Annotated in this window: 22 protein-coding genes; 12 read left to right on the forward strand and 10 right to left on the reverse strand. The window is 59.0% G+C overall.

Annotated elements, in window-relative coordinates:
• Window positions 1-15: 15 nt before the first annotated feature.
• Entirely contained in the window at window positions 16-1,683 is a 1,668-nt protein-coding gene (locus ACFOTD_RS21660; protein ID WP_378122018.1) for a putative polysaccharide biosynthesis protein, read from the forward strand.
• Window positions 1,684-1,855: 172 nt separating this feature from the next.
• Here the strand turns inward: ACFOTD_RS21660 and ACFOTD_RS21665 are convergent, their stop codons facing one another.
• On the reverse strand, window positions 1,856-2,263 hold the full coding sequence (locus ACFOTD_RS21665; protein ID WP_378122019.1) for a hypothetical protein: 408 nt from the start codon (window positions 2,261-2,263) through the stop codon (window positions 1,856-1,858).
• A gap of 230 nt (window positions 2,264-2,493) precedes the next feature.
• On the opposite strand from ACFOTD_RS21665, the gene ACFOTD_RS21670 reads away from it, so the two are divergent.
• Window positions 2,494-2,901: a VOC family protein gene (locus tag ACFOTD_RS21670; RefSeq protein ID WP_378122020.1), complete on the forward strand. Its 408-nt coding sequence runs from the start codon at window positions 2,494-2,496 to the stop codon at window positions 2,899-2,901.
• A gap of 77 nt (window positions 2,902-2,978) precedes the next feature.
• Here the strand turns inward: ACFOTD_RS21670 and ACFOTD_RS21675 are convergent, their stop codons facing one another.
• The gene (locus ACFOTD_RS21675) at window positions 2,979-4,325 is read right to left on the reverse strand and encodes a DUF2515 family protein (RefSeq protein ID WP_378122021.1); all 1,347 of its coding nucleotides are present in this window, start codon (window positions 4,323-4,325) and stop codon (window positions 2,979-2,981) included.
• A 133-nt stretch (window positions 4,326-4,458) separates the two neighbouring features.
• On the opposite strand from ACFOTD_RS21675, the gene ACFOTD_RS21680 reads away from it, so the two are divergent.
• The 5 genes from ACFOTD_RS21680 to ACFOTD_RS21700 all read left to right on the forward strand — a co-directional run bounded on the left by ACFOTD_RS21680 (window position 4,459) and on the right by ACFOTD_RS21700 (window position 10,497).
• Window positions 4,459-6,006 (forward strand): stalk domain-containing protein, encoded by a 1,548-nt coding sequence (locus ACFOTD_RS21680; protein WP_378122085.1) that lies wholly within the window; start codon window positions 4,459-4,461, stop codon window positions 6,004-6,006.
• Window positions 6,007-6,134: 128 nt separating this feature from the next.
• The gene (locus ACFOTD_RS21685; protein ID WP_378122022.1) at window positions 6,135-6,485 is read left to right on the forward strand and encodes a thioredoxin family protein; all 351 of its coding nucleotides are present in this window, start codon (window positions 6,135-6,137) and stop codon (window positions 6,483-6,485) included.
• Between the two features lie 312 nt (window positions 6,486-6,797).
• Window positions 6,798-7,829, forward strand: a complete 1,032-nt coding sequence (locus tag ACFOTD_RS21690; RefSeq protein ID WP_378122023.1) for a COX15/CtaA family protein — start codon at window positions 6,798-6,800, stop codon at window positions 7,827-7,829.
• 18 nt (window positions 7,830-7,847) lie between these two features.
• Entirely contained in the window at window positions 7,848-9,623 is a 1,776-nt protein-coding gene (locus ACFOTD_RS21695) for a UbiD family decarboxylase (RefSeq protein ID WP_378122024.1), read from the forward strand.
• 61 nt (window positions 9,624-9,684) lie between these two features.
• Complete coding sequence (locus tag ACFOTD_RS21700) at window positions 9,685-10,497, forward strand: acyltransferase domain-containing protein (protein WP_378122025.1); 813 nt, start codon at window positions 9,685-9,687, stop codon at window positions 10,495-10,497.
• A 418-nt stretch (window positions 10,498-10,915) separates the two neighbouring features.
• Here the strand turns inward: ACFOTD_RS21700 and cls are convergent, their stop codons facing one another.
• From cls to ACFOTD_RS21720, 4 genes are all read right to left on the reverse strand, one after another.
• Window positions 10,916-12,367, reverse strand: coding sequence for a cardiolipin synthase (gene cls, locus ACFOTD_RS21705; protein ID WP_378122026.1), 1,452 nt, complete (start codon window positions 12,365-12,367; stop codon window positions 10,916-10,918).
• Window positions 12,364-12,486, reverse strand: a complete 123-nt coding sequence (locus ACFOTD_RS21710; protein WP_378122027.1) for a hypothetical protein — start codon at window positions 12,484-12,486, stop codon at window positions 12,364-12,366. The genes cls and ACFOTD_RS21710 overlap by 4 nt, the downstream gene beginning before the upstream one ends.
• 41 nt (window positions 12,487-12,527) lie before the next feature.
• Window positions 12,528-14,084 carry an ABC-F family ATP-binding cassette domain-containing protein gene (locus tag ACFOTD_RS21715; protein WP_378122028.1) on the reverse strand — a complete coding sequence of 519 codons (1,557 nt, stop codon included), beginning with the start codon at window positions 14,082-14,084 and terminating at the stop codon, window positions 12,528-12,530.
• 136 nt (window positions 14,085-14,220) lie between these two features.
• Window positions 14,221-14,463 carry a hypothetical protein gene (locus ACFOTD_RS21720; RefSeq protein WP_378122029.1) on the reverse strand — a complete coding sequence of 81 codons (243 nt, stop codon included), beginning with the start codon at window positions 14,461-14,463 and terminating at the stop codon, window positions 14,221-14,223.
• A gap of 188 nt (window positions 14,464-14,651) precedes the next feature.
• On the opposite strand from ACFOTD_RS21720, the gene ACFOTD_RS21725 reads away from it, so the two are divergent.
• Window positions 14,652-15,374, forward strand: coding sequence for a Cthe_2314 family HEPN domain-containing protein (locus tag ACFOTD_RS21725; RefSeq protein ID WP_378122030.1), 723 nt, complete (start codon window positions 14,652-14,654; stop codon window positions 15,372-15,374).
• 29 nt (window positions 15,375-15,403) lie between these two features.
• Complete coding sequence (locus tag ACFOTD_RS21730) at window positions 15,404-16,186, forward strand: SDR family oxidoreductase (protein WP_378122087.1); 783 nt, start codon at window positions 15,404-15,406, stop codon at window positions 16,184-16,186.
• 68 nt (window positions 16,187-16,254) lie between these two features.
• Here the strand turns inward: ACFOTD_RS21730 and ACFOTD_RS21735 are convergent, their stop codons facing one another.
• The gene (locus tag ACFOTD_RS21735) at window positions 16,255-16,503 is read right to left on the reverse strand and encodes a NifU family protein (protein WP_090111072.1); all 249 of its coding nucleotides are present in this window, start codon (window positions 16,501-16,503) and stop codon (window positions 16,255-16,257) included.
• 82 nt (window positions 16,504-16,585) lie between these two features.
• On the opposite strand from ACFOTD_RS21735, the gene ACFOTD_RS21740 reads away from it, so the two are divergent.
• On the forward strand, window positions 16,586-16,852 hold the full coding sequence (locus tag ACFOTD_RS21740) for a YuzB family protein (protein ID WP_378122031.1): 267 nt from the start codon (window positions 16,586-16,588) through the stop codon (window positions 16,850-16,852).
• 22 nt (window positions 16,853-16,874) lie between these two features.
• On the opposite strand, the gene ACFOTD_RS21745 is transcribed toward ACFOTD_RS21740, so the two are convergent.
• Both ACFOTD_RS21745 and mqnE read right to left on the reverse strand, forming a co-directional pair.
• Window positions 16,875-17,936 (reverse strand): NAD(P)/FAD-dependent oxidoreductase, encoded by a 1,062-nt coding sequence (locus ACFOTD_RS21745; RefSeq protein ID WP_378122032.1) that lies wholly within the window; start codon window positions 17,934-17,936, stop codon window positions 16,875-16,877.
• 15 nt (window positions 17,937-17,951) lie between these two features.
• Window positions 17,952-19,055 carry an aminofutalosine synthase MqnE gene (gene mqnE, locus ACFOTD_RS21750; protein ID WP_378122033.1) on the reverse strand — a complete coding sequence of 368 codons (1,104 nt, stop codon included), beginning with the start codon at window positions 19,053-19,055 and terminating at the stop codon, window positions 17,952-17,954.
• Window positions 19,056-19,320: 265 nt separating this feature from the next.
• On the opposite strand from mqnE, the gene ACFOTD_RS21755 reads away from it, so the two are divergent.
• Complete coding sequence (locus ACFOTD_RS21755; protein WP_378122034.1) at window positions 19,321-19,788, forward strand: hypothetical protein; 468 nt, start codon at window positions 19,321-19,323, stop codon at window positions 19,786-19,788.
• Between the two features lie 226 nt (window positions 19,789-20,014).
• On the opposite strand, the gene ACFOTD_RS21760 is transcribed toward ACFOTD_RS21755, so the two are convergent.
• Window positions 20,015-20,611 carry a pentapeptide repeat-containing protein gene (locus ACFOTD_RS21760; protein WP_378122035.1) on the reverse strand — a complete coding sequence of 199 codons (597 nt, stop codon included), beginning with the start codon at window positions 20,609-20,611 and terminating at the stop codon, window positions 20,015-20,017.
• A 150-nt stretch (window positions 20,612-20,761) separates the two neighbouring features.
• Here ACFOTD_RS21760 and ACFOTD_RS21765 point away from each other — a divergent pair, with 150 nt between their 5' ends.
• Window positions 20,762-21,124: a HesB/IscA family protein gene (locus ACFOTD_RS21765; protein WP_378122036.1), complete on the forward strand. Its 363-nt coding sequence runs from the start codon at window positions 20,762-20,764 to the stop codon at window positions 21,122-21,124.
• The last annotated feature ends 203 nt before the right edge of the window (window positions 21,125-21,327 follow it).

Raw genomic sequence — 21,327 nt, forward strand, 5'->3', positions numbered from 1 at the left:
GACTGATACCCGTAGATGGTTAAAAAGGATTCGCTTATCAAAGGCACGCTGATCCTGACGGCGGCGGCGCTTATCGCGCGCGTCATCGGGATCTTTCAGCGCGTACCGCTCGAGCATGTGATGGATAAGGTCGGCAACAGCGCGTTCGGCATCTCGAATACCGTTTACTTGCTGTTGTTGGTCGTCGCCACCGCCGGCATTCCGAGCGCGATCAGCAAGATGGTATCCGAGCGCGTAGAACTCGGACGAGGCAACGAAGTGAAGCGCATCTACCGTGCGGCGATGAAGTTCGGCATGATCGCAGGCCTTGTGCTCACGATCGGCCTTCTGTTGTTGGCGCCCGTCTATACGTGGCTTGCCGGCACGCAGCATGCGACGCTGGCGATCCGCGCGATCGCTCCGTCGCTGCTGCTCTTCCCGGTCATCGCGATGATGCGCGGCTACTTCCAGGGACGCCAGCTTATGATGGCGGGTGGCGTGTCCCAGGTCGTCGAGCAGATCGCCCGCGTCGTCACGGCCATCGGCTTCGTATTTGCCTTGCACGGCTGGGGCTACGGGAATGAAAAAATGGCCGCCGGCGGTGCGCTGGGGAGCGTTGTCGGCAGTGTCGGCGCGTTCGCGGTCATGGTTTATTACGGCGTCAAGCTAAGAAAAAGCGACGAGCGAACGGGCGAGTTGGAGCGTGCGGAGCGGTCGCCGGGTAGGAGCGCTGCGGGCGGTCCGCCGGTATTGCGCAACAACCGAGAAATTTACCGCGCCATTTTCCGCATTTCTATTCCGATTCTGGTGACGGCGATGACGGTGCAGGCGATCTATATGATCGATCAGACCCTGTTGACCCGTCTAAGCGAATGGCGCTTCGGCGAAGAGAAAACGCTGACCTGGCTCGCTTATTTGACGACTAACGCCCAATCGATCGCCGGCATCCCGCCGGTGCTCGCGATCGCCCTCAGCCAATCGATATTGCCTGTACTGTCGGCTGCTTATGCGTCCGGTGACCGATCGCGTGTCGAGAAGCAGGCGACGCTCGCGCTTCGTATCGGCATTTTCTCGGGTATGCCCATCGTGCTGCTTATGACTGTAGGCGCTCATGCGGTTAACGGATTATTGTTTTCCACGCCTGAAGCTAGCTTGATCGTCGGCATGCTGGCTGGCGGTACGATTTTTCAGATCACCATGATGACATCAAATTCAATACTATACGGACTTGGCCAACAGCGGTTGGCGATGAAGCATACGCTGGTCGGCATCTTCATCAAGCTGGTGCTGTCTCTTATCCTGACGCCGCTGTTCGGGGTGTATGGCCTTGTCACGGCGACGGCGCTCTGCTTCATGTTCTCGACGATGACCAACATGATGTCCATTCGCAAGCGCGCCGGCGTGCGCGCGCTCGGCGACCGCTGGACAGGCTTCGCGGCGACGGTACTGCTGCTCTCCGCAGCAGGCGGTGCCCTCGTCTATGCCGTGCTTCACCTTGCAGCACCGCTCGATGGCAAGTGGCCGTATTTGCTCGCGACTGGCGCGCTCGGCCTGCTCATCTGCGCCGTATATCCGGTGCTGCTCACGGCGTTCGGCGTGCTCCGCGCGGACGACCTGGAGTCGTATCCGGCGCGCATCCGGCGCGTGCTGCGTCCGTTCCTGCGCTTCGCGCGCGGCGGGCGAAGGGCGAATGACGCAGTGTAAACCAAAATGTACAGGCCCCGTTTATCAAAACGGGGCCTGTTGTCATTGCTATAAGATCGCGCAGCGCGATGCGATTTGTGCAACAAAAAAGGCTGCTCCGACACGACGCGGAGCAGGCCTTAATTTTGAACCTTTATTTTCAGCAGCTCGATGGACTCCTCGGCCTTCGCGATCAGATTGCGCTGCGCATCCAAAAACGATGGCTCATCGTCTTCAGTTCCGACACTTCGATCTTAAGACCGGATACGTCTGATTGGAGGTCGGATACGTCTGATTTGAGGTCGGATACGTCTGATTTGAGGCCAGCTACATCCGATTTTAACAACGTTACATCTTCCGCAGTCTTGCCGACCTGTTCGAACGTTGCGTTCAACGTGCGTTCTACTCGATCCAGTCGTTCATTTACTTCTTTGAATCCTGCAACTTGACCCTCAGCTAATCGTTGCTGACCCTCAGCTAATCGTTGCTGACCCTCAGCTAATCGTTGCTGACCCTCAGCTAATGATTGCTGACCCTCGACAAGCTTTTCCACAGCTTCCAGCACGCTCATCAACGTAGATGTCACTTCAATGCGCTCCATGAAACGACCGCCTTTCCGTTCGCTACTTCGATTATGCGTCCTCCCGCCGCATGCGTCAAGCCTTCCAAGACCTCCATTTAGCACCTTTAATTGCACTTGATTTTCCAATTGTTCCAACTGATAATTTAGAGTTGCAGGATACGAATTCGATCGCCAACCGGGCCAATCGCAATGCAGAGTCATAGCCGAAGGATCGATAATATTAAAATTAAAGAAGGAGGAGAGCGGCTTTGTCAAAATACGCTGAGCTTGGAGGAACCGCTTCATCGAACCCGATCCGTCGAAAGGTCGCAAGCGTATTCATCCCGGTCCAAAATATCGAGCGATCGCGCGCATGGTATTGCCGGCTGCTAGGCTTCGAGGAAAGCGAACGCGATATTTTATTCGGCCATATCTGCGTGCTGCCGCTGGAGGGCGCCGACGTCATCCTCGATACGATGCCGAAGTGGGGGGGCGGCGAGCCGGGCGGCGCGGCGGCAATCGGCACGCCCGTGCTGATGCTGCCAACGCCAGATCTCGAGGCTTCGCTCGCGTACGTCGATGCGCTCGGCGCGGAGAGAGTCACGGATATCGAGGACGGCCATTGGTTCGTGTTCAAGGACCCGGACGGCAACAAATTGATGATCTGCAGGGAATGAGCAGGCAGATGGCCGCTCAGGGACGAGCGTTGCACTCGCAGCAGCATTCGATGCGTCAGATGATACGCGTCCACCGATCAAGCCTCAGACCGCGATGCCCGCTGCTTAAGACTTTCCAGCGCCATCGTCGCGGCCTGGAGCTTGCGTTGGCCGAATTCATGCTCATGCGTCATCGCGAACATGATCGGCGCCCGCAGCGACCTGAAGTGCTTGAGGATGTCCAGGTTGACCAGCCAATCCCCTTCGCACACGCTTCCGAGCGGCCGGTCGGGCCACGCGTCCGCCAGCTTGGGACTGTACCATGCCCGCTCGGATTCCCCTTCCGCAGCTCCTGCTGATCCGTACTGATCTTTTTGTGCGGTGAACCGCTCCGGCCAATAGTCGGCCCGCGAGCCCGTATGGCTGACCGTCTCCGCATAAGCCAGCGCGCCGCCCAGCACCTTCGGGTAGGCGAACAGCATGGCATACAAGCTTTTGCCGAATGCGATGCGCTCGTCCACGTTCGAGAACGACTCCAGCACGCGGCCCGCCAGCACGGTGTCGGCGTTTTCCTCCGCGCGGTCCGCCAAGCCTTTATGCAGCGCACCCGATTTCCCAAGCTTTAATTCCGCGGTCCGCATGCCGCCTAAAGGTACGATCACCTGCTGCAGCTGCAAAGGACGCATCCCTTTAAAAGCCGCGGAACCGAGCACCGTATCCTTGTATACCGGATCCTGAACGACGCGACGCTCGATCACCTGCTGCTCGTTCACGATGAGGGCGACCGTCAGCGCGGTCGCGTCCCGTTCGATCCAGAAGCGCTCCCAGAACGGACGCATAAACGCCGATACGCCAAAAGCAGGCAGCAGCGCGAACCGGCTGCGTCCCGCCCGGCGGCTCTCTCCGTAAAGCCGCAGCTGCGGATAGGCGTCCCGGAAGATGAGCGCGTTGCAGGACTCGAGCATGCCGAACAAAGTCGCTCTATCCCGGTGGGTGAGCAGCTTCGGCAGCCAGGCGCCTTGCAGGTCGGTCATGTTCCAGCCGCCGTTGCGCGACACCAGATGCGCGAGCAGCGCCCAATGCAGCTCCGGAAATGTCTTGTACATTTCCATATAGGCAGCCGTGCGCGTCACGTTGTTGCGATTGTGCGTTTCGGATTCTTCCCGTATGCAGGCAACGAGCGCAGCGTTGGACGCGTCCAAGTGGGAGGAGGCGCCGCGCCATCCCCGATTGAGGCCTTCGCTAAGCTCAGCCTCGGCCCAGGCGGCGATTCCTTTGGGCAGCCGCAGCGACGTGCGCGGGCGCGCGAGCCTAAGGGATTCCAGCAGCGCCGCTCCTTTTATGGCTGCGCCTTTGACCAGCCCACCGGTCACGGCGGTCCAAGCAGGCTCGTCGGGCAGCGCGCTATTTTTCCGGAAAGCGCCCGTCGTGTCTTCGATCGTCATCTCCCCCTCTCGCATGAATCGTTCTATATTGGAAGGATTTCCAAATGTCGCGTCGAACTATCCATAACCGGGTATCAATTAAATGGATATCATTGGATGGTTATTATCGGGAGGGATAGGTTTCGTGGTTAAAATGAAGAAACGTGGATTGGGGATGGCATTGGTCGCCCTCCTGATCGTCGTGCTCGTCGGCTGTCAAGCCGTGGGCGGCGTGAATCTGAACGAGATGCTGACCAAGCAGCTCGACGTCCGATCGTCGGCAGGCAGCGGCTCCGTCGAGGTTCAACTGAATTGGGACGAGGAAGCGATCGCGGCCGAGGATGAGGAGACGCAGCGGATGATTAAGCTTTTCAGCCGAATCAAGCTGCAGCTCGATCAAGTGCGGTCGGATGAAAAAGGCAATATGAATGCGAGCGGCAGTCTATCTCTGAACGAGCGGACGGTTCCGTTCGCGCTGCAGGTCGACCCGACGACCGTCGTATTGACGGTCGAAGGCGCGAAGCGCCCGCTCGTGCTGGATGCGGAAGAGCTTCAGGCGGGCTCGCTTACCGGAGAAGATCTGTTCCCGGGAATTAGCGGGATGACGTCCCAGGTCGCCGAGCAGGCGGTACGTGATGCGCTCAAGCAGGTCGTATCCTTCGTGGTCGGGCATCTGCCGAATCCGCCGAAGATCGAAGCCGCAGCGGTGCAAGTGCCGATCAACGGCACGCAGACCGACCTGATGAAGGTGCATGCCGAGTTAAACGGCAAGGAGCTGGGCGAGCTGATCCCGGCATTCCTCGATTCGGTGCTTACCGACGGCCAAGGCGTGAAGGGCCTGATCGAGAAGCTCGCCGCCTGGGCGTCGGACCTGCCGCAGGATCTGAAGGACGCGCTCGGCCTCGAGCCCGAAGATACCGAATGGTCGCCGGAGGATCTGACGGAAGCCGCGCAGAGCGTCATGGACGGCGTGAAGGAATTGCGCGACGACTATGAAGAAGCGAGCTCCGACGAAGATTGGAAGCAGACGTTTAACGAAGCGTTGACGTTCAAGGGCGATTTTTACGCGGACAAGTCTCTGCACATCCGCAAATCCGACGTCGAGATCGCGCTTGACGCGAGCTTGTTCGACGAGGAAGATATCCCGCTTAAAGGCGTGGTCATCCGCACTTCCCAGGAGACCTGGAACATTAACGAAGATCAGGGGCTTGGAGAGGTAGAGGTGCCTGCGAACGCGATGGACGTCGAAGAGCTTGCAGCCATGAAGCCGCGCAAATTGCTTAACCAGCTGAGCGTGGATTCTGCCGTATACGGCTTGCTCAAGAACGACCTGCAGATCGACGACCAGTATTTCATCCTGAGCTCGGAGTGGGGCGTACCGTTCGCGAGCGACGACGACGGCAACGTCTACTTGCCGATCAAGGAGACGATGCGCGAGCTCGGCAATCCGATCACGTTCGACGCGACGCGCAAGCAAATCCGTTTCTACGATGAGCCGACGATCCAGGAGTTCGTGCTCACGCTCGGCTCGGATAAGGCGCTGGTTAACGGCGAGACCGTGCAGCTTCAGTCGCCGGTCGCAAGGCTCGGAGGCGTCTCTTATATGAGCGCCGACGACCTGCTTGGCCTGCTGCATGCGACTTATGAGCTGACCGACGGCTATGACGGCGAGCAGCTCCTCGAAGTGAAGCGGGACCTGTAACGCAGACGCTTGCTTGCATACATGCGTTCCTTGGCGAACGGCGATTGTACGGCAACGAGAACGGGCGTATAATGACCGTTAACGACACGGACGCCGATTCCGGCGCTCGTCCAAGGAGGTTATGCGGCATGGAAAAGATCACGAACGAGTCCGACTTCAGGGAGCGCGTAGGCGCGGACGGATTGACGGTGGCGGTGTTTAAGACGACCTGGTGTGCGGACTGCCACTTCATCGATCCGTTCATGCCGGCGGTTGAAGAGGCGTATGCCGATCGGCTCCGGCTGATCGAGATCGACCGCGACGATCTGCCCGATCTGTGCAGCGAGCTGCACATTCTCGGCATCCCGAGCTTCATCGCTTTCCGCGAGGGGCGCGAGCTGATCCGGTTCGTCAGCAAGCTGCGCAAGTCGCGCGAGGAGATCGAGCAGTTCTTAGACCGCGCGGTGGCGGTATCCGCCGAGATCTCGCCGAAGGTCTGATCGCTGCGAAGCCATTGGTGCCGCGTGATTTAGGGAGATAACCGGGATAACCGGTTAACTGCGATCTGCGAGTTGGGCGCCGTCATTTTCCGAAATAACTTCTACTGCCATAAAGGATGGGGCGTTGCAGGAAGTCTTCTGCTTCGTCCCGTCCTTTTTATTGCCGTTTATGACCAAATTCGACGCCTTTGTGACACTCTTCACAAAGTTCTGGGCCGTTCACAGTTTGAACATAGCATTGACTGCAATCGCTCGGGTATAATGAAAACGGGCTGAAGCCGACTACTTCATTATAGAAATTAGGGATGGAATATGACTGCTAGAGCTTACAGGCTGCTCGCCTTGTGGAGCTGCATCGGCATGCTGCTCGTGCTCATCGCCGGCGTCGTCGTCACCAATACCGAATCGGGCCGCGGCTGCGGAACGGACTGGCCGCTTTGCAACGGGAAGTTTATTCCCGCCTACACGGTCGAATCGATCGTCGAATACACGCACCGCGCGGTCAGCGGTCTCGAAGGCCTCCTGGTCCTCGCCGTTTTCCTGCTCACGATGCGACTGAAGCCGGCCAATGGAGAGGCTCGCCTGTACGCAGGCGCTGCGCTGCTTTTTACCATCTTCCAAGCCGTTCTTGGGATGCTTGCCGTCATTATGCCGACGTCGGACGCCGTGCTTGCCATTCACTTCGGCATCTCGATGATCGCGTTCACCAGTACGTGGCTCTTGTACGCTTGGGTTAGACGCTGGGACCGCGCGCTCCGCACCGGCGATGCCGGGGCATGGCCGATTATGAAGGGGACCGTCCCTGACGCAGCTTCGCTTGACGCCGGGCGGCACAGCAACGCTGCACCTAAGCCAAGTCCAATTACCGCGGGCGTCCGTGCTTCTGCGGCCGTTGTACCTGCCGGCCTGTTCGGCTGGATCTTATCGGTCATTATTTATTGTTATGCGGTCGTTTACTTAGGCGCCTACGTGCGTCATACTGATTCGGCGGGCGGATGCATCGGCTGGCCGCTCTGCAACGGCGAAGTCGTACCGGAGCTGAACGGCGCGACCGGGATCGTATTCGCCCACAGGCTCGGCGCAATCGTACTGTTCCTCTTCATCGGCGCGATCGTGCTGCTTGTCCGGCGGCGCACCGGCGGACACGAGGAGTTGACGCGGATCGGATACGTGTCGCTTGCGCTCGTCATCCTGCAGAGCCTGAGCGGCTGGCTGCTCACCGCCACGCTCGAGCACCACGACGTCTATGTCTTTACCAGTCTGCTGCACACGATTATCATAACTGTCTTGTTCAGCGGGTTGTGCCTCTGGGCGATCCGCGCCTGGCAGCTATCCCGTCGCTGACGTCATTGGAGGAATCATATGAGTTTTTCTTCGCTTCGTCCGTTTTTGGAAATGCTGAGGCAGGAGGGCGACCTGGCGGTCATCGAGACGCCGGTCGACCCTGTACTGGAGATCGCCGAGATACATCGCCGGGTCATCGATGCAGAGGGCCCGGCTTTGCTGTTCACAAATGTCAAAGGCGCCGCCTTCCCGGTCGTCACCAACTTGTTCGGGACAAGCCGCCGCGTCGATAAGGCGTTCGGACCGCGCCCCGAGCAACTCGTCAACCGGTTGATCGGCGCGATGGACACGCTGATGCCGCCGACGATCCCTGCGCTCTGGCGGGAAAAGGACATGCTGCTCGATCTGATGAAGGTCGGCATGAAGAAGGTGTCGCAGGATGCTGCGCCCGTGCTCGGCGTATCGAAGCGCGAGCGTCCGCTGGCCGGGCTGCCGGCGCTGACTTGCTGGCAGGAGGACGGCGGCCCGTTCATCACGCTGCCGCTCGTCTACACGGAGTCCCCTGCGCATGGCAAAAAGCACAATTTAGGCATGTACCGGATGCAGGTGTACGACGATTCGACGACCGGCATGCATTGGCAGATTCACAAGGGCGGGGGCTTCCATTACCATGAGGCGGAGCAGATGAACCGCGCGCTGCCGGTATCCGTTTTCCTCGGCGGTCCGCCCGCGCTTATCGCCTCGGCGATCGCGCCGGCGCCCGAAGGACTGCCGGAGCTGCTGCTTACTTCGCTTATCCTGGGCGGCAAGCTCCCGATGGCGGAGGATCCGCTCGGCGGTCATCGCATTCCGGCGGAGGCCGAGTTCGCGATCAAGGGGAGCGTACCGCCGCATCTGCGCCGCCCCGAGGGGCCATTTGGCGATCACTTCGGCTACTACTCGCTGACGCATGACTTCCCGGTGTTCAACGTCGACCACGTCTGGCACCGCAAGGATGCGATCTATCCGGCGACCATCGTCGGCAAGCCGCGCCAGGAGGACTACTACCTGGGCGAGTTTTTGCAGCGTCTCTTGTCGCCTGCGTTTCCGATGGTCATGCCGGGCATACGGAGCCTGTGGACGTACGCAGAGACGGGATTCCACGCGCTCGCCTCGGCGGTCGTCCGCGAGAGCTACTCGCGCGAGGCGCTCGGAACGGCGTTCAGCATTCTCGGACAGGGGCAGCTGTCGCTGACCAAGTTCCTCATGCTGACGGATCGCCCGGTCGAGCTGGAGCATTTCTCCGCGCTGCTGACGACGGTACTGGAGCGGTTCGATCCGCTTAAGGACTTGTTCGTGTTCGACCATACGTCGCACGACACGCTGGACTACACCGGCCGCAGGCTCAATCACGGCTCGAAGGCCGTCATGATGGGCGTCGGCGATCCGATCCGCGAGCTGCCGCGCGAATACGCGGGCGGCGACCTGCCGGGCATCGCGGACATCCGCGTTTTCGGCCCGGGCTGTCTCGTCGTTCGCGGCGACGCGTTCGAGCGAGAGCCCGAGCTGGCGGAGCGTCTTGCCGAGGTCCTGTCAGCGAGAGAGAGTTGGCAATGGCCGCTCGTCGTGCTGGCGGACGATGCGGACATCGCCGCATCAGAGCGCCAGTTCCTCTGGACCGTGTTCACGCGCTTTAACCCCGCGCATGACATGTACGCCAAGACGATCGCGAGCCGCCACCATATCGGCTACGGGTTGCCGATCGTTATCGACGCCCGCATGAAGCCGGGCTATCCGGACGAGCTGTTCCCGCGCGAAGACATCGTCAAGCTCGTGGACGACAGATGGCGGGAATACGGGATTCGCAAGTCATAATACGGCAATCGACGGGACGCAGCTTGCGTCCCGTTTTGACAAACGAGGGAGGTATCGACAGATGGATAGGGCGACTCTTGGCGCGGCGATCGGCCTGCATCCGGACGCAGCGGCGCTCGTGGAGAAATATGAGCGGCTCGAGGGCGACGATTTTCCCGCACGCAAAGCCTATTTTCTCCAAGACCGCGAAGCGATGCTTACCTCGGTCAGGCAGAGGACAGATTACAGACCGTTTTTATTGTATTTTTTCATGAGAATGGCCGTTGATGCTTATGACGAGTACAGGCTAAGGGAAATTCCGGACGAGGTATACATCGACACCTTCTCGGATATCCGTATTTGGAGCGAGGTTTTTAAGACGACATACGGGGAGTACGGCATCGAGGAATCCGGCTGGCTGCAGGAGCATGTGCGACTTGCCTTGTTCCGCCTCGGCCGGCTGCAGTTCCAGCCGATCGCGTTGGATCGCGATTTGAGCGTAGGGGACCGGAAGTTTGCGAAAGGAGACCTCGTGCTGAACGTCCACATCCCCGCGGGCGAGCCGTTGGATCCGGAGGCGGCTTTGGCGTCCTTCGCGCGTGCGCGCGCCTTTTTCCGAGGCGTACCGCCGGTATTCGTCTGTCATTCCTGGCTGCTGTATCCTGGCCTCGGCCAGGTGCTGGACCCGAGCTCGAACATCATGCAGTTCCAGCGCTTGTTCGAGATCTACGAGCTGGACGAGGCCTCCAGGCAAGCGGAGGAACGGATCTTCGGCGCGAAGCAGGACGATCCTGCTGCGTATGATACGAACACCGGTCTGCAGCGGCGCGCCAAAGCGTTCTTGGAGGCGGGAGGCAAGCTGGGCGCGGGATTAGGTATTATCGTAAGCCAATGACGGTGGCAAGGGGCGCGGGAAGCATGAGGCTGCATGCGAGAAAAGCGCCGCTACAGCGCCGCCACTGCTCGCAGGCACCGCTGTAAGCGAGAAATCCGCCGCTTTAGCTCACAAGTGCCCGTGCAAGCGAGAAAAGCACTGCTACAGTGGGGAAACCGCTCGTCGACGCTGCTGTAAGCGAGAAATCCGCCGCTGTAGCACACAAGTGCCCGTGCAAGCGAGAAAAGCGCTGCTACAGTGGGGAAACCGCTCGTCGACGCTGCTGTAAGCGAGAACTCTACCGCTGTAGCGTCAATACCTCTCGCGCCAGCTTTACCGCGCTTAAGCGCCATACCTTTCCTCCGCACTTTTCGCAAACCATACAAACACAAAAAAGTCAGGGAGCCGCTTCCCTGACTTTTTTCATCTCGCCTTTCGCCTACAAGATCGGCGACAGCAGCCTCGAGATCGATTCCTTGAACTTGATCCGCAGCGGCCGGCTGCGGTATTTCTCGATCGTGAGCAGCTCCGACACCGCGATGTCCTGCTTGAATGCCTCGACGAGCTGCGAGGACAGGCTGGCGTCGTAAATGAACGCATTGACCTCGAAGTTCAGCTTGAAGCTGCGTACGTCCGTGTTGGCGGTTCCGACGGAAGCGATCTCCTGGTCCACGACGAGCGTTTTCGCATGGATAAAGCCGTTCTTGTACAAGTAAACGTTCGCGCCGGTCTCGAGCAGCTCTCCGATATTGTAAAGCGTCGCCCAGTAAATGAACATATGGTCGGGCTTGTCCGGGATCATGACATGGACGTGAACGCCGGACAGGACGGCGATCCGCAGCGCATCGAGCATGCTCGCATCGGGGATGAAGTAGGGGCTCTGCAAATAGATCGAGTCCTTCGCGGAGGCGATCATCTTGATGTAGCCCTGCTTGATGTGCTCCAGCCTGGAGTTGGGACCGCTCGCCACGATTTGCATGCCGACCTTTCCGGCGGGGGCGTCTTCCGGGAACAGCTCTTGCCCGTAAGTGATATCGTGCTTGCGCGTGGCCTGGTTCCAGTCGAGGATGAACCGCGTCTGGAGGCTGTGCACCGCCGAACCGCGGATGCGAAGATGCGTGTCTCGCCAGTAGCCGAACTTCGGATCGAGACCCAGGTACTCGTCGCCGACATTGAAGCCGCCCACATAGCCGATCCGGCCGTCCACGATGACCAGCTTCCGGTGATTGCGGTAGTTCATCCGCAGGTTGAAGACACGGAAGCGGGAGGGAAAGAAGGCCGCCGCTTCGCCACCCGCTTCGATGAGCGGCCGCAGCATGCGTTTGGTCAATCTCCGCGAGCCCAGCTCGTCGTACAGCAGGCGGACTTGGATGCCTTGCTTGGCCTTGGCGGTCAGCGCATTCAACACCTCGCGTCCTAGATTGTCGCAGCGGAAGATGTAGGTTTGAAAATGAATCGTCTGGGTAGCGGCAGCGATATCCGCGAGCAGCTGGTCGAATTTGGCCCGCCCGTCCGTAAAGGTCTCCACCTCGTTGTCCTGGCTCCACAAGGCCCGGCTCCCTTTGAGATGCAGATGGATCAGGTCAGCGTGCCGTGCGGCAATCTTGCCTAAGGAACGCATCGAATCGGGCGAGCCGAGCGAGTCGAGCTGAGCCTGCGACAGATTGCGGATGCCGATCTTGTCCAGGTCGCCCCATTTGAACAGCTTCACTCGGCGATAGTCCTGCGCCAGGAACAAGTACATGATGAAGCCCAGAATCGGAATGAAATACAAGACGAGCAGCCATGCCCAGGTCGACCCGATATCGCGCCGGCCCTGGAAGACGACGAAGACGGCGAAGATCATGTTCAGCACGAGAAACAGCCAGATAATCGTTGAAGTGGAGATCACAGGCATTCCTCCTCGCCGTTCATATCGGGACGGCGCGCCGGGTTCCAGTCCGTCCATTGTCCGGACGAGCGGTCCGGAACGCCTGCCTCGGTCTCTCTCTCCCATGCTGGCAGGATCATGTGCGCCATCTCCAATCGTTTCTTTTCGGCAAACGTCCCGTTTAAATGACCTTCGTCGTCCAAGCTTCGCCGTTCCAGATGTCCGTCGCGACCTCGCGGTAAAATTCGGGTTCGTGACTAATGAGCAAAATGCTGCCCTTGTAGGCCTTGAGCGCACGCTTCAGCTCTTCCTTGGCGTCGACGTCCAGATGGTTCGTCGGTTCGTCGAGCACGAGCAGGTTGGACTCGCGGTTAATGAGCTTGCACAGCCGCACCTTGGCCTTCTCGCCGCCGCTCAGCACGGAGATGCGGCTCTCGATATGCTTGGTCGTCAGGCCGCACTTCGCCAGCGCCGCCCGTACCTCGAATTGCGTCATCGAGGGGAACTCTCGCCATACGGACTCGATGCAGGTGTCGTCCGCGCCGCCTTTGACCTCCTGCTCGAAGTAGCCGGTGAACTGATTGTCTCCGCGTTCGACGGAGCCGTCCAGCGAAGGGATCTCGCCGAGCAGGCTGCGCAGCAGCGTCGTCTTGCCGATGCCGTTGGCGCCGACGAGGGCGACCTTCTGGCCGCGTTCCATAAGCAGGTCCACCGGGCGGCTGAGCGGCTCGTCGTAGCCGATAACGAGGCCTTTGGCTTCAAAGATCAGGCGGCTCGAGGTCCGCGCCTCCTTGAAGTTGAATTCCGGCTTCGGCTTTTCCTTGGCCAGCTCGATGACGTCCATGGCGTCGAGCTTCTTCTGCCGGGACATCGCCATGTTCCGCGTAGACACGCGCGCCTTGTTCCGCGCAACGAAGTCCTTGAGGTCGGAGATCTCCTGCTGCTGCCGCTTGTAGGCCGACTCGAGCTGCGACTTTTTCGCCTCGTGCAGGGCCAGGAAGTTGTCGTAGTCGCCGACGTAACGGGAGAGCTGCTGATTTTCCATATGGTAGATAAGATTGATGACGCTGTTCAGGAACGGAATATCGTGCGAAATGAGAATAAAGGCGTTCTCGTATTCCTGCAAATAGCGCTTCAGCCACTCGATGTGCTGCTCGTCCAGATAGTTGGTGGGCTCGTCCAGCAAGAGGATGTCGGGCTTTTCCAGAAGCAGCTTGGCGAGGAGCACTTTGGTCCGTTGGCCGCCGCTCAGATCGTTGACGTCCCGGTCGAGACCGATGTCGGTCAGTCCGAGGCCGCGGGCGATCTCCTCCACTTTGGCGTCGATCAGGTAGAAGTCGTTGGTGTTCAAGATGTCCTGAATCTCGCCGACCTCTTCCAGCAGGCGCTCGAGCTCGTCGGGCTCAACGTCGCCCATCCGATCGTACATGCCGTTCATTTCGGACTCGAGATCGTTCAGGTATTGAAAAGCCGTCTTCAGCGCGTCGCGGATCGTCATGCCCCTCTGAAGAACGGAGTGCTGGTCGAGATAGCCGACGCGCACCTTGCGCGCCCATTCGACCTTGCCTGCGTCTGGCTCGAGCTTGCCCATTACGATGTTCATGAAGGTCGACTTGCCTTCGCCGTTGGCGCCGACGAGACCGACATGCTCGCCCTTCAGCAGGCGGAAGGATACGTCGTTGAAGATGGCACGGTCGCCGAAGCCGTGACTTAGGTTCTGCACATTCAATATGCTCATGGGAATTCCCCTTTTGTAACGTGGTAGTATGGCGCTTCTGAGCACCAAGTACCATTATAGACGTCACCGGGGACATAGGGAAGATTAATTGATGGAAAAAGAGACTGCTTCCGAAGGCCCTGCCGAACGTTTGGCTTCACTTGCGGAGCTGGGGGCGCACGTTGGCCTCCAACAGGTTGGACACGCGCCTTAGAACTAGGGGGAGCGCGGTACTAAGGCCGATTGCGATCCATTCGCCGCTGCCCTTATGCTTGGCGACGGCATAGATCAACGTGCCCATCAGAATGTCATAAATCACGAACGCTCGGATTCGCGAAACGGGGATGACAAGCATCACATAGGGCTTTGCGTTATGCCGGGCGGGAACGGAATCGAGCAAACGGGTCGCTCCTCTCTTATGCAGCTGCAACGATCCAGCTTATTCGTGGGGGATTGTCCCTTATGTATCGATCGTTTAAGGCGGCAGACAGTTGAGCAAGGATTCCCCGATGCGGTACAATGAAGTAATAGGCGATTGGCGCGATTTCTTTTGCGATTCGACATATGCCGCGCCGGTTGGAGGCCTTTATGCTGCGAGCTTTATTCGGCGAACCCCCGTATGACTGGGGAGGGCCGCTACGGAATACGATCGATGCGATGGAACGGTTTGCGCTGCTGATGCAGGAGCAAGGAGACGGGGATTCGATCGAAGCGGCGCGGATCCGCAAGTACCAGATCTGGACCGAAGGCTTGCTTCGCTCGCTGGACGAGTTGGAGTCGAGCCGCTATGCGGCGCTTCGGTTCGCCAAGATGCTGAACGTGACCTCCTTCGAGGAGATGACGCCGGAGGACCGGCTCAATTATTACAATCATATCTACTTCGATAAAAATGCGTTCATCCGCCTATTCTCGGTATTGGACAAGCTCGGCACGCTGATGAACGAATATTTGAAACTCGATACGGAAAATCGGATGGAGAACCACTTTTCCTTCTTTACGGTGCTTCGCAACATGCGCCACAACGGGCTCCATCCCGATCTGGCCGAGAAGCTCGAGGCCGTGTACGAGCCGCGGCGCGAGACGATGGGAAGGCTGCGCAGAAGGCGCAACATGGAGATCCATCAGATGAACGCGGAACTCCAGGACGACCTGCTGCAGGTGTTGAATGTAAAGCGCGAGCAGCCGCACCTTGAGAATATCGACGAGAACATGAACGACCTGAACGAGGGTTGGGAGCTCGTATATCTTACGCTTGCGCTCGTTTTTAACCATATGTGCAAAAAGGCCAAGAAACAGGCGCATCACGCCTAAGGAGCGATCTGAACGTGGAGACGTTGAAGCTGGCAGGCAGGACGGCGCTGGTTACGGGCAGCGCCAAGGGGCTCGGCAGGCGGACCGCGCTCGAGCTGGCCGGGTTCGGCTGCGACGTGGCCGTGAATTACGTGAACAGCCGGGAAGAGGCGCTGCGCGTCTGCGAGGAGATCGAGGCCATGGGCAGGCGCGCCGTTGCGGTGCAGGCCGACATCGCCAAGGCTGAGGACGCGGAGCGGCTGGTGCGGACGGTGGAGGAGCGGCTCGGCGGTGTCGACATTCTTGTCAACAGCGCGGGACCGTTCATCCGCAAGCGCAAGCTGTTCGCCGACTATTCGGCCGAGGAGATCGACTTTCTGATGAACGGCAACCTCGTCGGCACGATGCATATGGACCTTCGGGTGCTGCCAGGCATGCGCGAGCGAGGCTGGGGGCGCATTATTCACTTCGGTTTCGGTCATGCGGCGGAGGCGAGGTCCTGGCCGCACAGGGCCGTCTACGCGGCGGCCAAGGTCGGGCTCGTGTCTTTCACCAAGACGCTTGCCGTCGAGGAAGCGGCGAACGGGATCACGGTCAATATGATCTGCCCCGGCGACATTCGCGGCAGCTTCAAAGAGAAGGGCATCGCGGACGCCGCGGGCGTACTGGACGAGGAGTCCCCGCGCGGTCGGCCCGGGACGGGCGAAGACGTGGCGCGCGTCATCGGTTTCCTGTGCCTGCCGGAGTCGGACTTTGTCACGGGCAACACGATCGACGTGTCCGGCGGCCTGGATCCGATCAAGAGCAACGTGCGCCGCGCCAAGGACGAATGAAAAAAGAAGCCCCGCACCGCCGGCGCTTGGCCGGACGTGCAGGGCTTCGAACGTTCCCGTAAGGGATATTAGAATACTTGTACGACTTCCTCGATGCCTTCGACTTCCTCGAGCAGAGCGCGCTCGATACCGGCCTTCAGCGTGATCGTGGAGCTCGGGCAGCTGCCGCAAGCGCCCATCAAGCGAAGCTTGACGATGCCGTCCTCTACGTCGACCAGTTCGACGTCGCCGCCGTCGCGCTGCAGGAACGGGCGCAACTTGTCGAGCACTTCGAGCACCTCGTCGTACTTCGTTGCTTCTTGAACGTTGTCACTCACAATCATCCACTCCCTTCTTCAGCTTATTATAATACAAATTGCGCGCAATTAAAATGGATGTCTCCGAGAAAGGAGAATGGCGATGAATATCGTTGAATTTTGCGTCAGTAATGCGCATCACGGCACCGACCGGCTGATCGACAAGCTGAACCGATTGCCTGATATGGAGACGATCGAATACGGCTGCCTGGGCAATTGCGGCGAATGCTACCTATCCCCTTACGTTATGGTGAACGGCGAGACGGTCGTCGCCGAGACGACGGAGGCGCTGTACGACGCGATCATGGAGGAGCTGGGCAGCCAGGACGAGCACCAAAAGGCGCTCGACAAGCTGCTTGACGACCTCTGACGGGCCGTTCGATCCTGACTTATTAGCCGAAGTGCCGGCGGCTCTTCCAGAGCACGCCGCTCTTTAGCATGCGCGGTACGCGCCCCATGATCGGCGTATGGCCCATGATGCCAAAGCCGGACTTTTTGCCGAGCGAGCCGAGCGTCCCGCGAAGTCTGATCTTGGGCAGATGGATGCCCTTGCCGTGCACGCGCGCGGACAGCACGTGCGCGACCTGCTTGCCCTGCGCCTGCGCGAGCTGGGCGCTCGGCGAGAAGGGCTGGCTCGAGCAGTCGCCGATAACAAATACATTCGGCGCGTCGGGCATCTCGTGATACTCGTTAACCACGAGCCGTCCCGCCTTGTCTTTGGCGTATTCGAGCCGCTGGATCAGCTCGACGGGCTGGATGCCCGCCGTCCATACGGTCACGTCCGACGCAATGTCGCCGGTCGCCGTATGGATGACGCCTTCGCCGACGCTCGTCGTCGTGATATGAGACAGCATCTCGACGTTGTGCTCGCGGAACCAGTCGGCGACGAACGACTGGAGCTTGCCGGGGAAGCCGGACATGACGCTCGGCCCGCGGTCCACGATGCGTATATTGAGGTCGGGGCGGCTCTCGCGAAGCTCGGCGGCGACCTCGACGCCGCTAAGCCCGCCGCCGATGATCGAGATTTGACCGTAAGGCGAGGTATTGTTCAGCATCTGATACGTCTTGCGCGTGGCCGTCAGCGACTGGATGCTGCATGCGAACTCCGCTGCGCCTTCAATGCCGTGATAGCTGTCCGTGCAGCCGAGCGCGAGCACCAGATAATCGTAATTCAGCGGGTCGCGCTCCACGAAGTTGACGCGGCGATCGGCCGGGGAGATATCCGTCACTTCGCCATGTATGATCTCGAGCTGAGGGTGCTTCGGGTATTCGACGCGAATATCCAGGTCGGACGACGTACCCGCGGCGAGCGCATAATATTCGGTTTTAAGTCCCTGGAACGGCATGCGGTCGACCAGCAGGATCCGGACGTCCGAGGGAAGCTTCTCCTCGATCAGTTCGTTCACGAGCGTCAAGCCGCCGTAGCCGCCGCCTAAAATGACAATATTGCTCACATTAAACGACTCCTTCTATTCGTAGACCTTGACTTCGTTATAAAGCGTATCGCGTTCTACCGGGATTCTACCCGCTCCCTTAATGAGCCAAACCAGGTCTTCCCGCGTAATGCCGGCCGGCGTCAGCGCGCCTGCCGCATGACTGATACGTTCCTTCACGATCGTCCCGTGAGCGTCGGAGGCGCCCATCGTGAGCGCCACTTGCGTGAGCTGCGTCCCGATATTAATGAAGTAGGCTTTGACGTGCTGGAAGTTGTCCAGCATCAGCCGGCCGATCGCGATCGCTTTGAGGTCGTCGAACGCCGAGTTGCGGCGGCGGATGCCCGCCTTCGGGCTCGTCGGCTGCATGGACAGCGGGATGAATACCTGGAATCCTCCCGTCTCGTCCTGCAGCTCGCGCAGCTGCAGGATGTGCTGCACGCGCTCCTCGACCGATTCGACAGGGCCGTACAGCATCGTCGTCGGCGTCCGCATGCCGAGCTGGTGCGCGGTACGGTGGACTTCGATGTACTCGGATATGCCCGCCTTTTCGACACGCATCTTATCCCGGTATTGATCCGACAAGATCTCCGCCCCGCCGCCGGTGAGCGACTCGAGACCGACGTCCATCAGGCGCTTGAGCACTTCGCGGTAGGAGAGGCCCGAGATGCGGGAGTAAAAATCGATCTCCGCGGCCGTATAGGCCTTAATCGTCACCTGCGGGTAGCGCTCCTTGAGCGCGCGGATCGATTCTACGTAGTATTCGAAAGGGACATGCGGGTTATGACCGCCGACGATGTGGAATTCTCTGGCCGTCGGCGTGATGTGCTGATCGACGTAGGCGAACATTTCCTCCGGCGACAGCGTATAAGACCCTTCTTCGCCCTGGTCCTTGCGGAAGCTGCAGAAGGCGCAGTGGGATTCGCATACGTTGGTGAAATAAAGGCTCATGGTCTCGGTAAAGTAAACCTTTTTGCCGTTTTTCTTCAGGTTGACTTCGTTGGCCAGCTGGCCGATCGTGAGCAGATCTTCGGATCGATACAGGTGGATGCCGTCTTCGAGAGACAGCCTCGCGCCGGAACGAACTTTGTCGGCAATCTCCGCCATGCGCCGGTCGGGATGCGTCGTTACGAGTGTCATGGAGAACATGACCTCCTCCGGATAGAATAGGATACGCCTGCCATGGGGCATGGGCGGGTTCGAGCATTAGTTTGTGAAAAAAGGTACATAATAAAAAGATAAAAATCCTGTTCAACACACTATTAGCATTATAAGCTTCCGCAGAGTACAGGGCAATACATAACAGGCAGGTATATTTCATCCGAAAAGTGGGAATGACCTTGAATAATAAACAAATTATGGTACTGTATTAGAAGATCAATCGAATAAAAGGGAGCCAAAAAGAATGACAAAACCCGATGTTCTGCCGCTTCAGGAATTGGAGCAGCTTGAGCAATCCGACATGATCGCAACGCTGCAACAATATCGCGCAACCTACACGATCAAAGATCTGACGCAAGCTTGGGGGCTGAACAACCCGATTCAATATTATATGTGGCTTCGCAAGCACCAGATATACGAGCAGCTCGTGCGCCGGACGGATAAGTTCGAGCCGACCAAGGAGTGGAAGCGCACGCGGGATATTGACGCCCATCAGGGAGACGACAGGCGCGTCAAAGGATTGCCGGCGGATCAGTTCCGCTACGGCATCGACACCGAGTCGAGCGGGCCGGAGCTGGCGATGGTGTTCCGCAGGCTCGCGGATTTTCTAGGCAACGAGGCGGGCAGCTTCCGCTGCCGGATCGAGCTCAAGGCGATCCAGATGCCTGCGGCCGCCTTGGCCGAGTGGAAGGACGAAGAACCGGGCGCGTGAGCGCCCGGTTTTTGCTTGGATCGAGATGGGCTGGGCCCAGGCGACGAGCGTTCAGGATGCGGTGCCCCGCCCTAGTCGCGCTGAGGCACGCATCGTGCACCATAATGGTGCACGAAAGCAAGGAAGCCCCGCCCTAGTCGCGCTAAGGCACAAATTCGTGCACATAATATCCAGTAACGCAACTCCACTCCAAAGGCTCACAGTTAAGCCGAAGGTCGCGCTACGCTCAGTCCACGATCTCGATGTCCATGTTATACAGCAGCGACGTCGCTTCCGGCAGCATAAACTTGGCCTTTTGGATGCGGTTCTGCGTCGGGTTGATCGCGTAGCCCGTGGCGCGGGTGAAGTCGGCGCCGGTCAGCGTCGTATCGCCGAATAGGCTCTCCGTGAGATCGGAGCCGGCGAAGCTCGTATCGGGGAGCTCGGCTTCCCTGAAGTCGGCGTTTTTGGCCATGCAATCGACGATCGCGCAGCCGGGCAGCTTCAGTCCGATAAAGGTAGAGTGGCTGATCGTGCATTGGTTAAAACTAAGCATGCGCCGTCCCGCCGTTCGCGGCCAATCGGCTTCGGTCCAGTTGACGCCGACGAGCTTGCATTTGACAAACGAGGCGTCCACGAACTCGCTGTCCAACACCTTGATGAAGTTCAGATTGCAGTTCTCAAAGGTGCAGCCGGAGAACTTGCACGCTCTTAACGCAGCCTCGGTTAAGTCGCAGTTCCTGAAGGTGCAGTCGTAGAAGCGTACGGACGATAGTTCTTCATTTGCCAATTGCAGGTCATTAAACTTCTCGTCATAATACTCGTCTTCGGTGAACGCTGTCATGCGGCTCCGCTCCGTTCATAAGGACTTCCAGCTAAGTATAGCACAGGCGGCGATGGCCCGAGGACGTTCGATCCTCTTGAGAGAACCGGCGGAGAGGAGTATACTGTAGTCAGTTCGATTACTGTTTTTATACGTCAGGAGGGACCGTACATGATTCAGATCACTGAGGCGGCCGGTCAGAAAATACAAGAAATGCTCGCATCGGAGGAAAACGAAGGATTGTTCCTCCGCGTCGGCGTGCAAGAGGGCGGTTGCACGGGCTTCTCATACGGAATGGGCTTCGACGACGAACAGCACGAGGACGACCGCGTGCTCGATATTCGCGACCTGAAGGTCGTCGTCGACCAGGACAGCGCGAAGTACCTGAACGGCCTCGAGATCGACTGGAAAGAGTCCGGCCTCGGCGGCGGCTTCACCATTTTTAACCCGAACGCGACCGCTACCTGCGGCTGCGGTTCCAGCTTCCGCACGGCGACCGACGCAGGCAAGCCTGCTGCGGCTGGCGAGTGCTGATTAGGGGATTTCGCGACAAGGTACAAACAAGGGATATTACATGAGTTTACGGCCTTCCGAGCTTGCATGTTGGAGACAACATTCGGGTGAGGGAGGCTTTTGTTTAAGGAAATAAAGAAGGGTACGAAGGAAGGATACCTTAGGAAATCGCGAGTCGCATTTGTACTAAGAAAAGCTTGACTCAGCTTAGAAGCGAATAGGCA

The organism is Cohnella sp. GCM10012308 (genome assembly GCF_042649185.1).
Classification (GTDB): Bacteria; Bacillota; Bacilli; order Paenibacillales; family Paenibacillaceae; genus Cohnella.

Excerpts from the sequence above, each read along its gene's own strand:
- ACFOTD_RS21700 (WP_378122025.1), top strand. The coding sequence starts at position 9,685 with ATGGATAGGGCGACTCTTGGCGCGGCGATCGGCCTGCATCCGGACGCA.
- ACFOTD_RS21725 (WP_378122030.1), top strand. The coding sequence starts at position 14,652 with ATGCTGCGAGCTTTATTCGGCGAACCCCCGTATGACTGGGGAGGGCCG.
- ACFOTD_RS21715 (WP_378122028.1), bottom strand. The coding sequence starts at position 14,084 with ATGAGCATATTGAATGTGCAGAACCTAAGTCACGGCTTCGGCGACCGT.
- ACFOTD_RS21755 (WP_378122034.1), top strand. The coding sequence starts at position 19,321 with ATGACAAAACCCGATGTTCTGCCGCTTCAGGAATTGGAGCAGCTTGAG.
- ACFOTD_RS21695 (WP_378122024.1), top strand. The coding sequence starts at position 7,848 with ATGAGTTTTTCTTCGCTTCGTCCGTTTTTGGAAATGCTGAGGCAGGAG.
- ACFOTD_RS21675 (WP_378122021.1), bottom strand. The coding sequence starts at position 4,325 with ATGACGATCGAAGACACGACGGGCGCTTTCCGGAAAAATAGCGCGCTG.
- ACFOTD_RS21765 (WP_378122036.1), top strand. The coding sequence starts at position 20,762 with ATGATTCAGATCACTGAGGCGGCCGGTCAGAAAATACAAGAAATGCTC.
- mqnE (WP_378122033.1), bottom strand. The coding sequence starts at position 19,055 with ATGACACTCGTAACGACGCATCCCGACCGGCGCATGGCGGAGATTGCC.
- ACFOTD_RS21690 (WP_378122023.1), top strand. The coding sequence starts at position 6,798 with ATGACTGCTAGAGCTTACAGGCTGCTCGCCTTGTGGAGCTGCATCGGC.
- ACFOTD_RS21680 (WP_378122085.1), top strand. The coding sequence starts at position 4,459 with ATGAAGAAACGTGGATTGGGGATGGCATTGGTCGCCCTCCTGATCGTC.
- ACFOTD_RS21760 (WP_378122035.1), bottom strand. The coding sequence starts at position 20,611 with ATGACAGCGTTCACCGAAGACGAGTATTATGACGAGAAGTTTAATGAC.
- ACFOTD_RS21660 (WP_378122018.1), top strand. The coding sequence starts at position 16 with ATGGTTAAAAAGGATTCGCTTATCAAAGGCACGCTGATCCTGACGGCG.
- ACFOTD_RS21740 (WP_378122031.1), top strand. The coding sequence starts at position 16,586 with ATGAATATCGTTGAATTTTGCGTCAGTAATGCGCATCACGGCACCGAC.
- ACFOTD_RS21710 (WP_378122027.1), bottom strand. The coding sequence starts at position 12,486 with ATGATCCTGCCAGCATGGGAGAGAGAGACCGAGGCAGGCGTTCCGGAC.
- ACFOTD_RS21665 (WP_378122019.1), bottom strand. The coding sequence starts at position 2,263 with ATGGAGCGCATTGAAGTGACATCTACGTTGATGAGCGTGCTGGAAGCT.
- ACFOTD_RS21685 (WP_378122022.1), top strand. The coding sequence starts at position 6,135 with ATGGAAAAGATCACGAACGAGTCCGACTTCAGGGAGCGCGTAGGCGCG.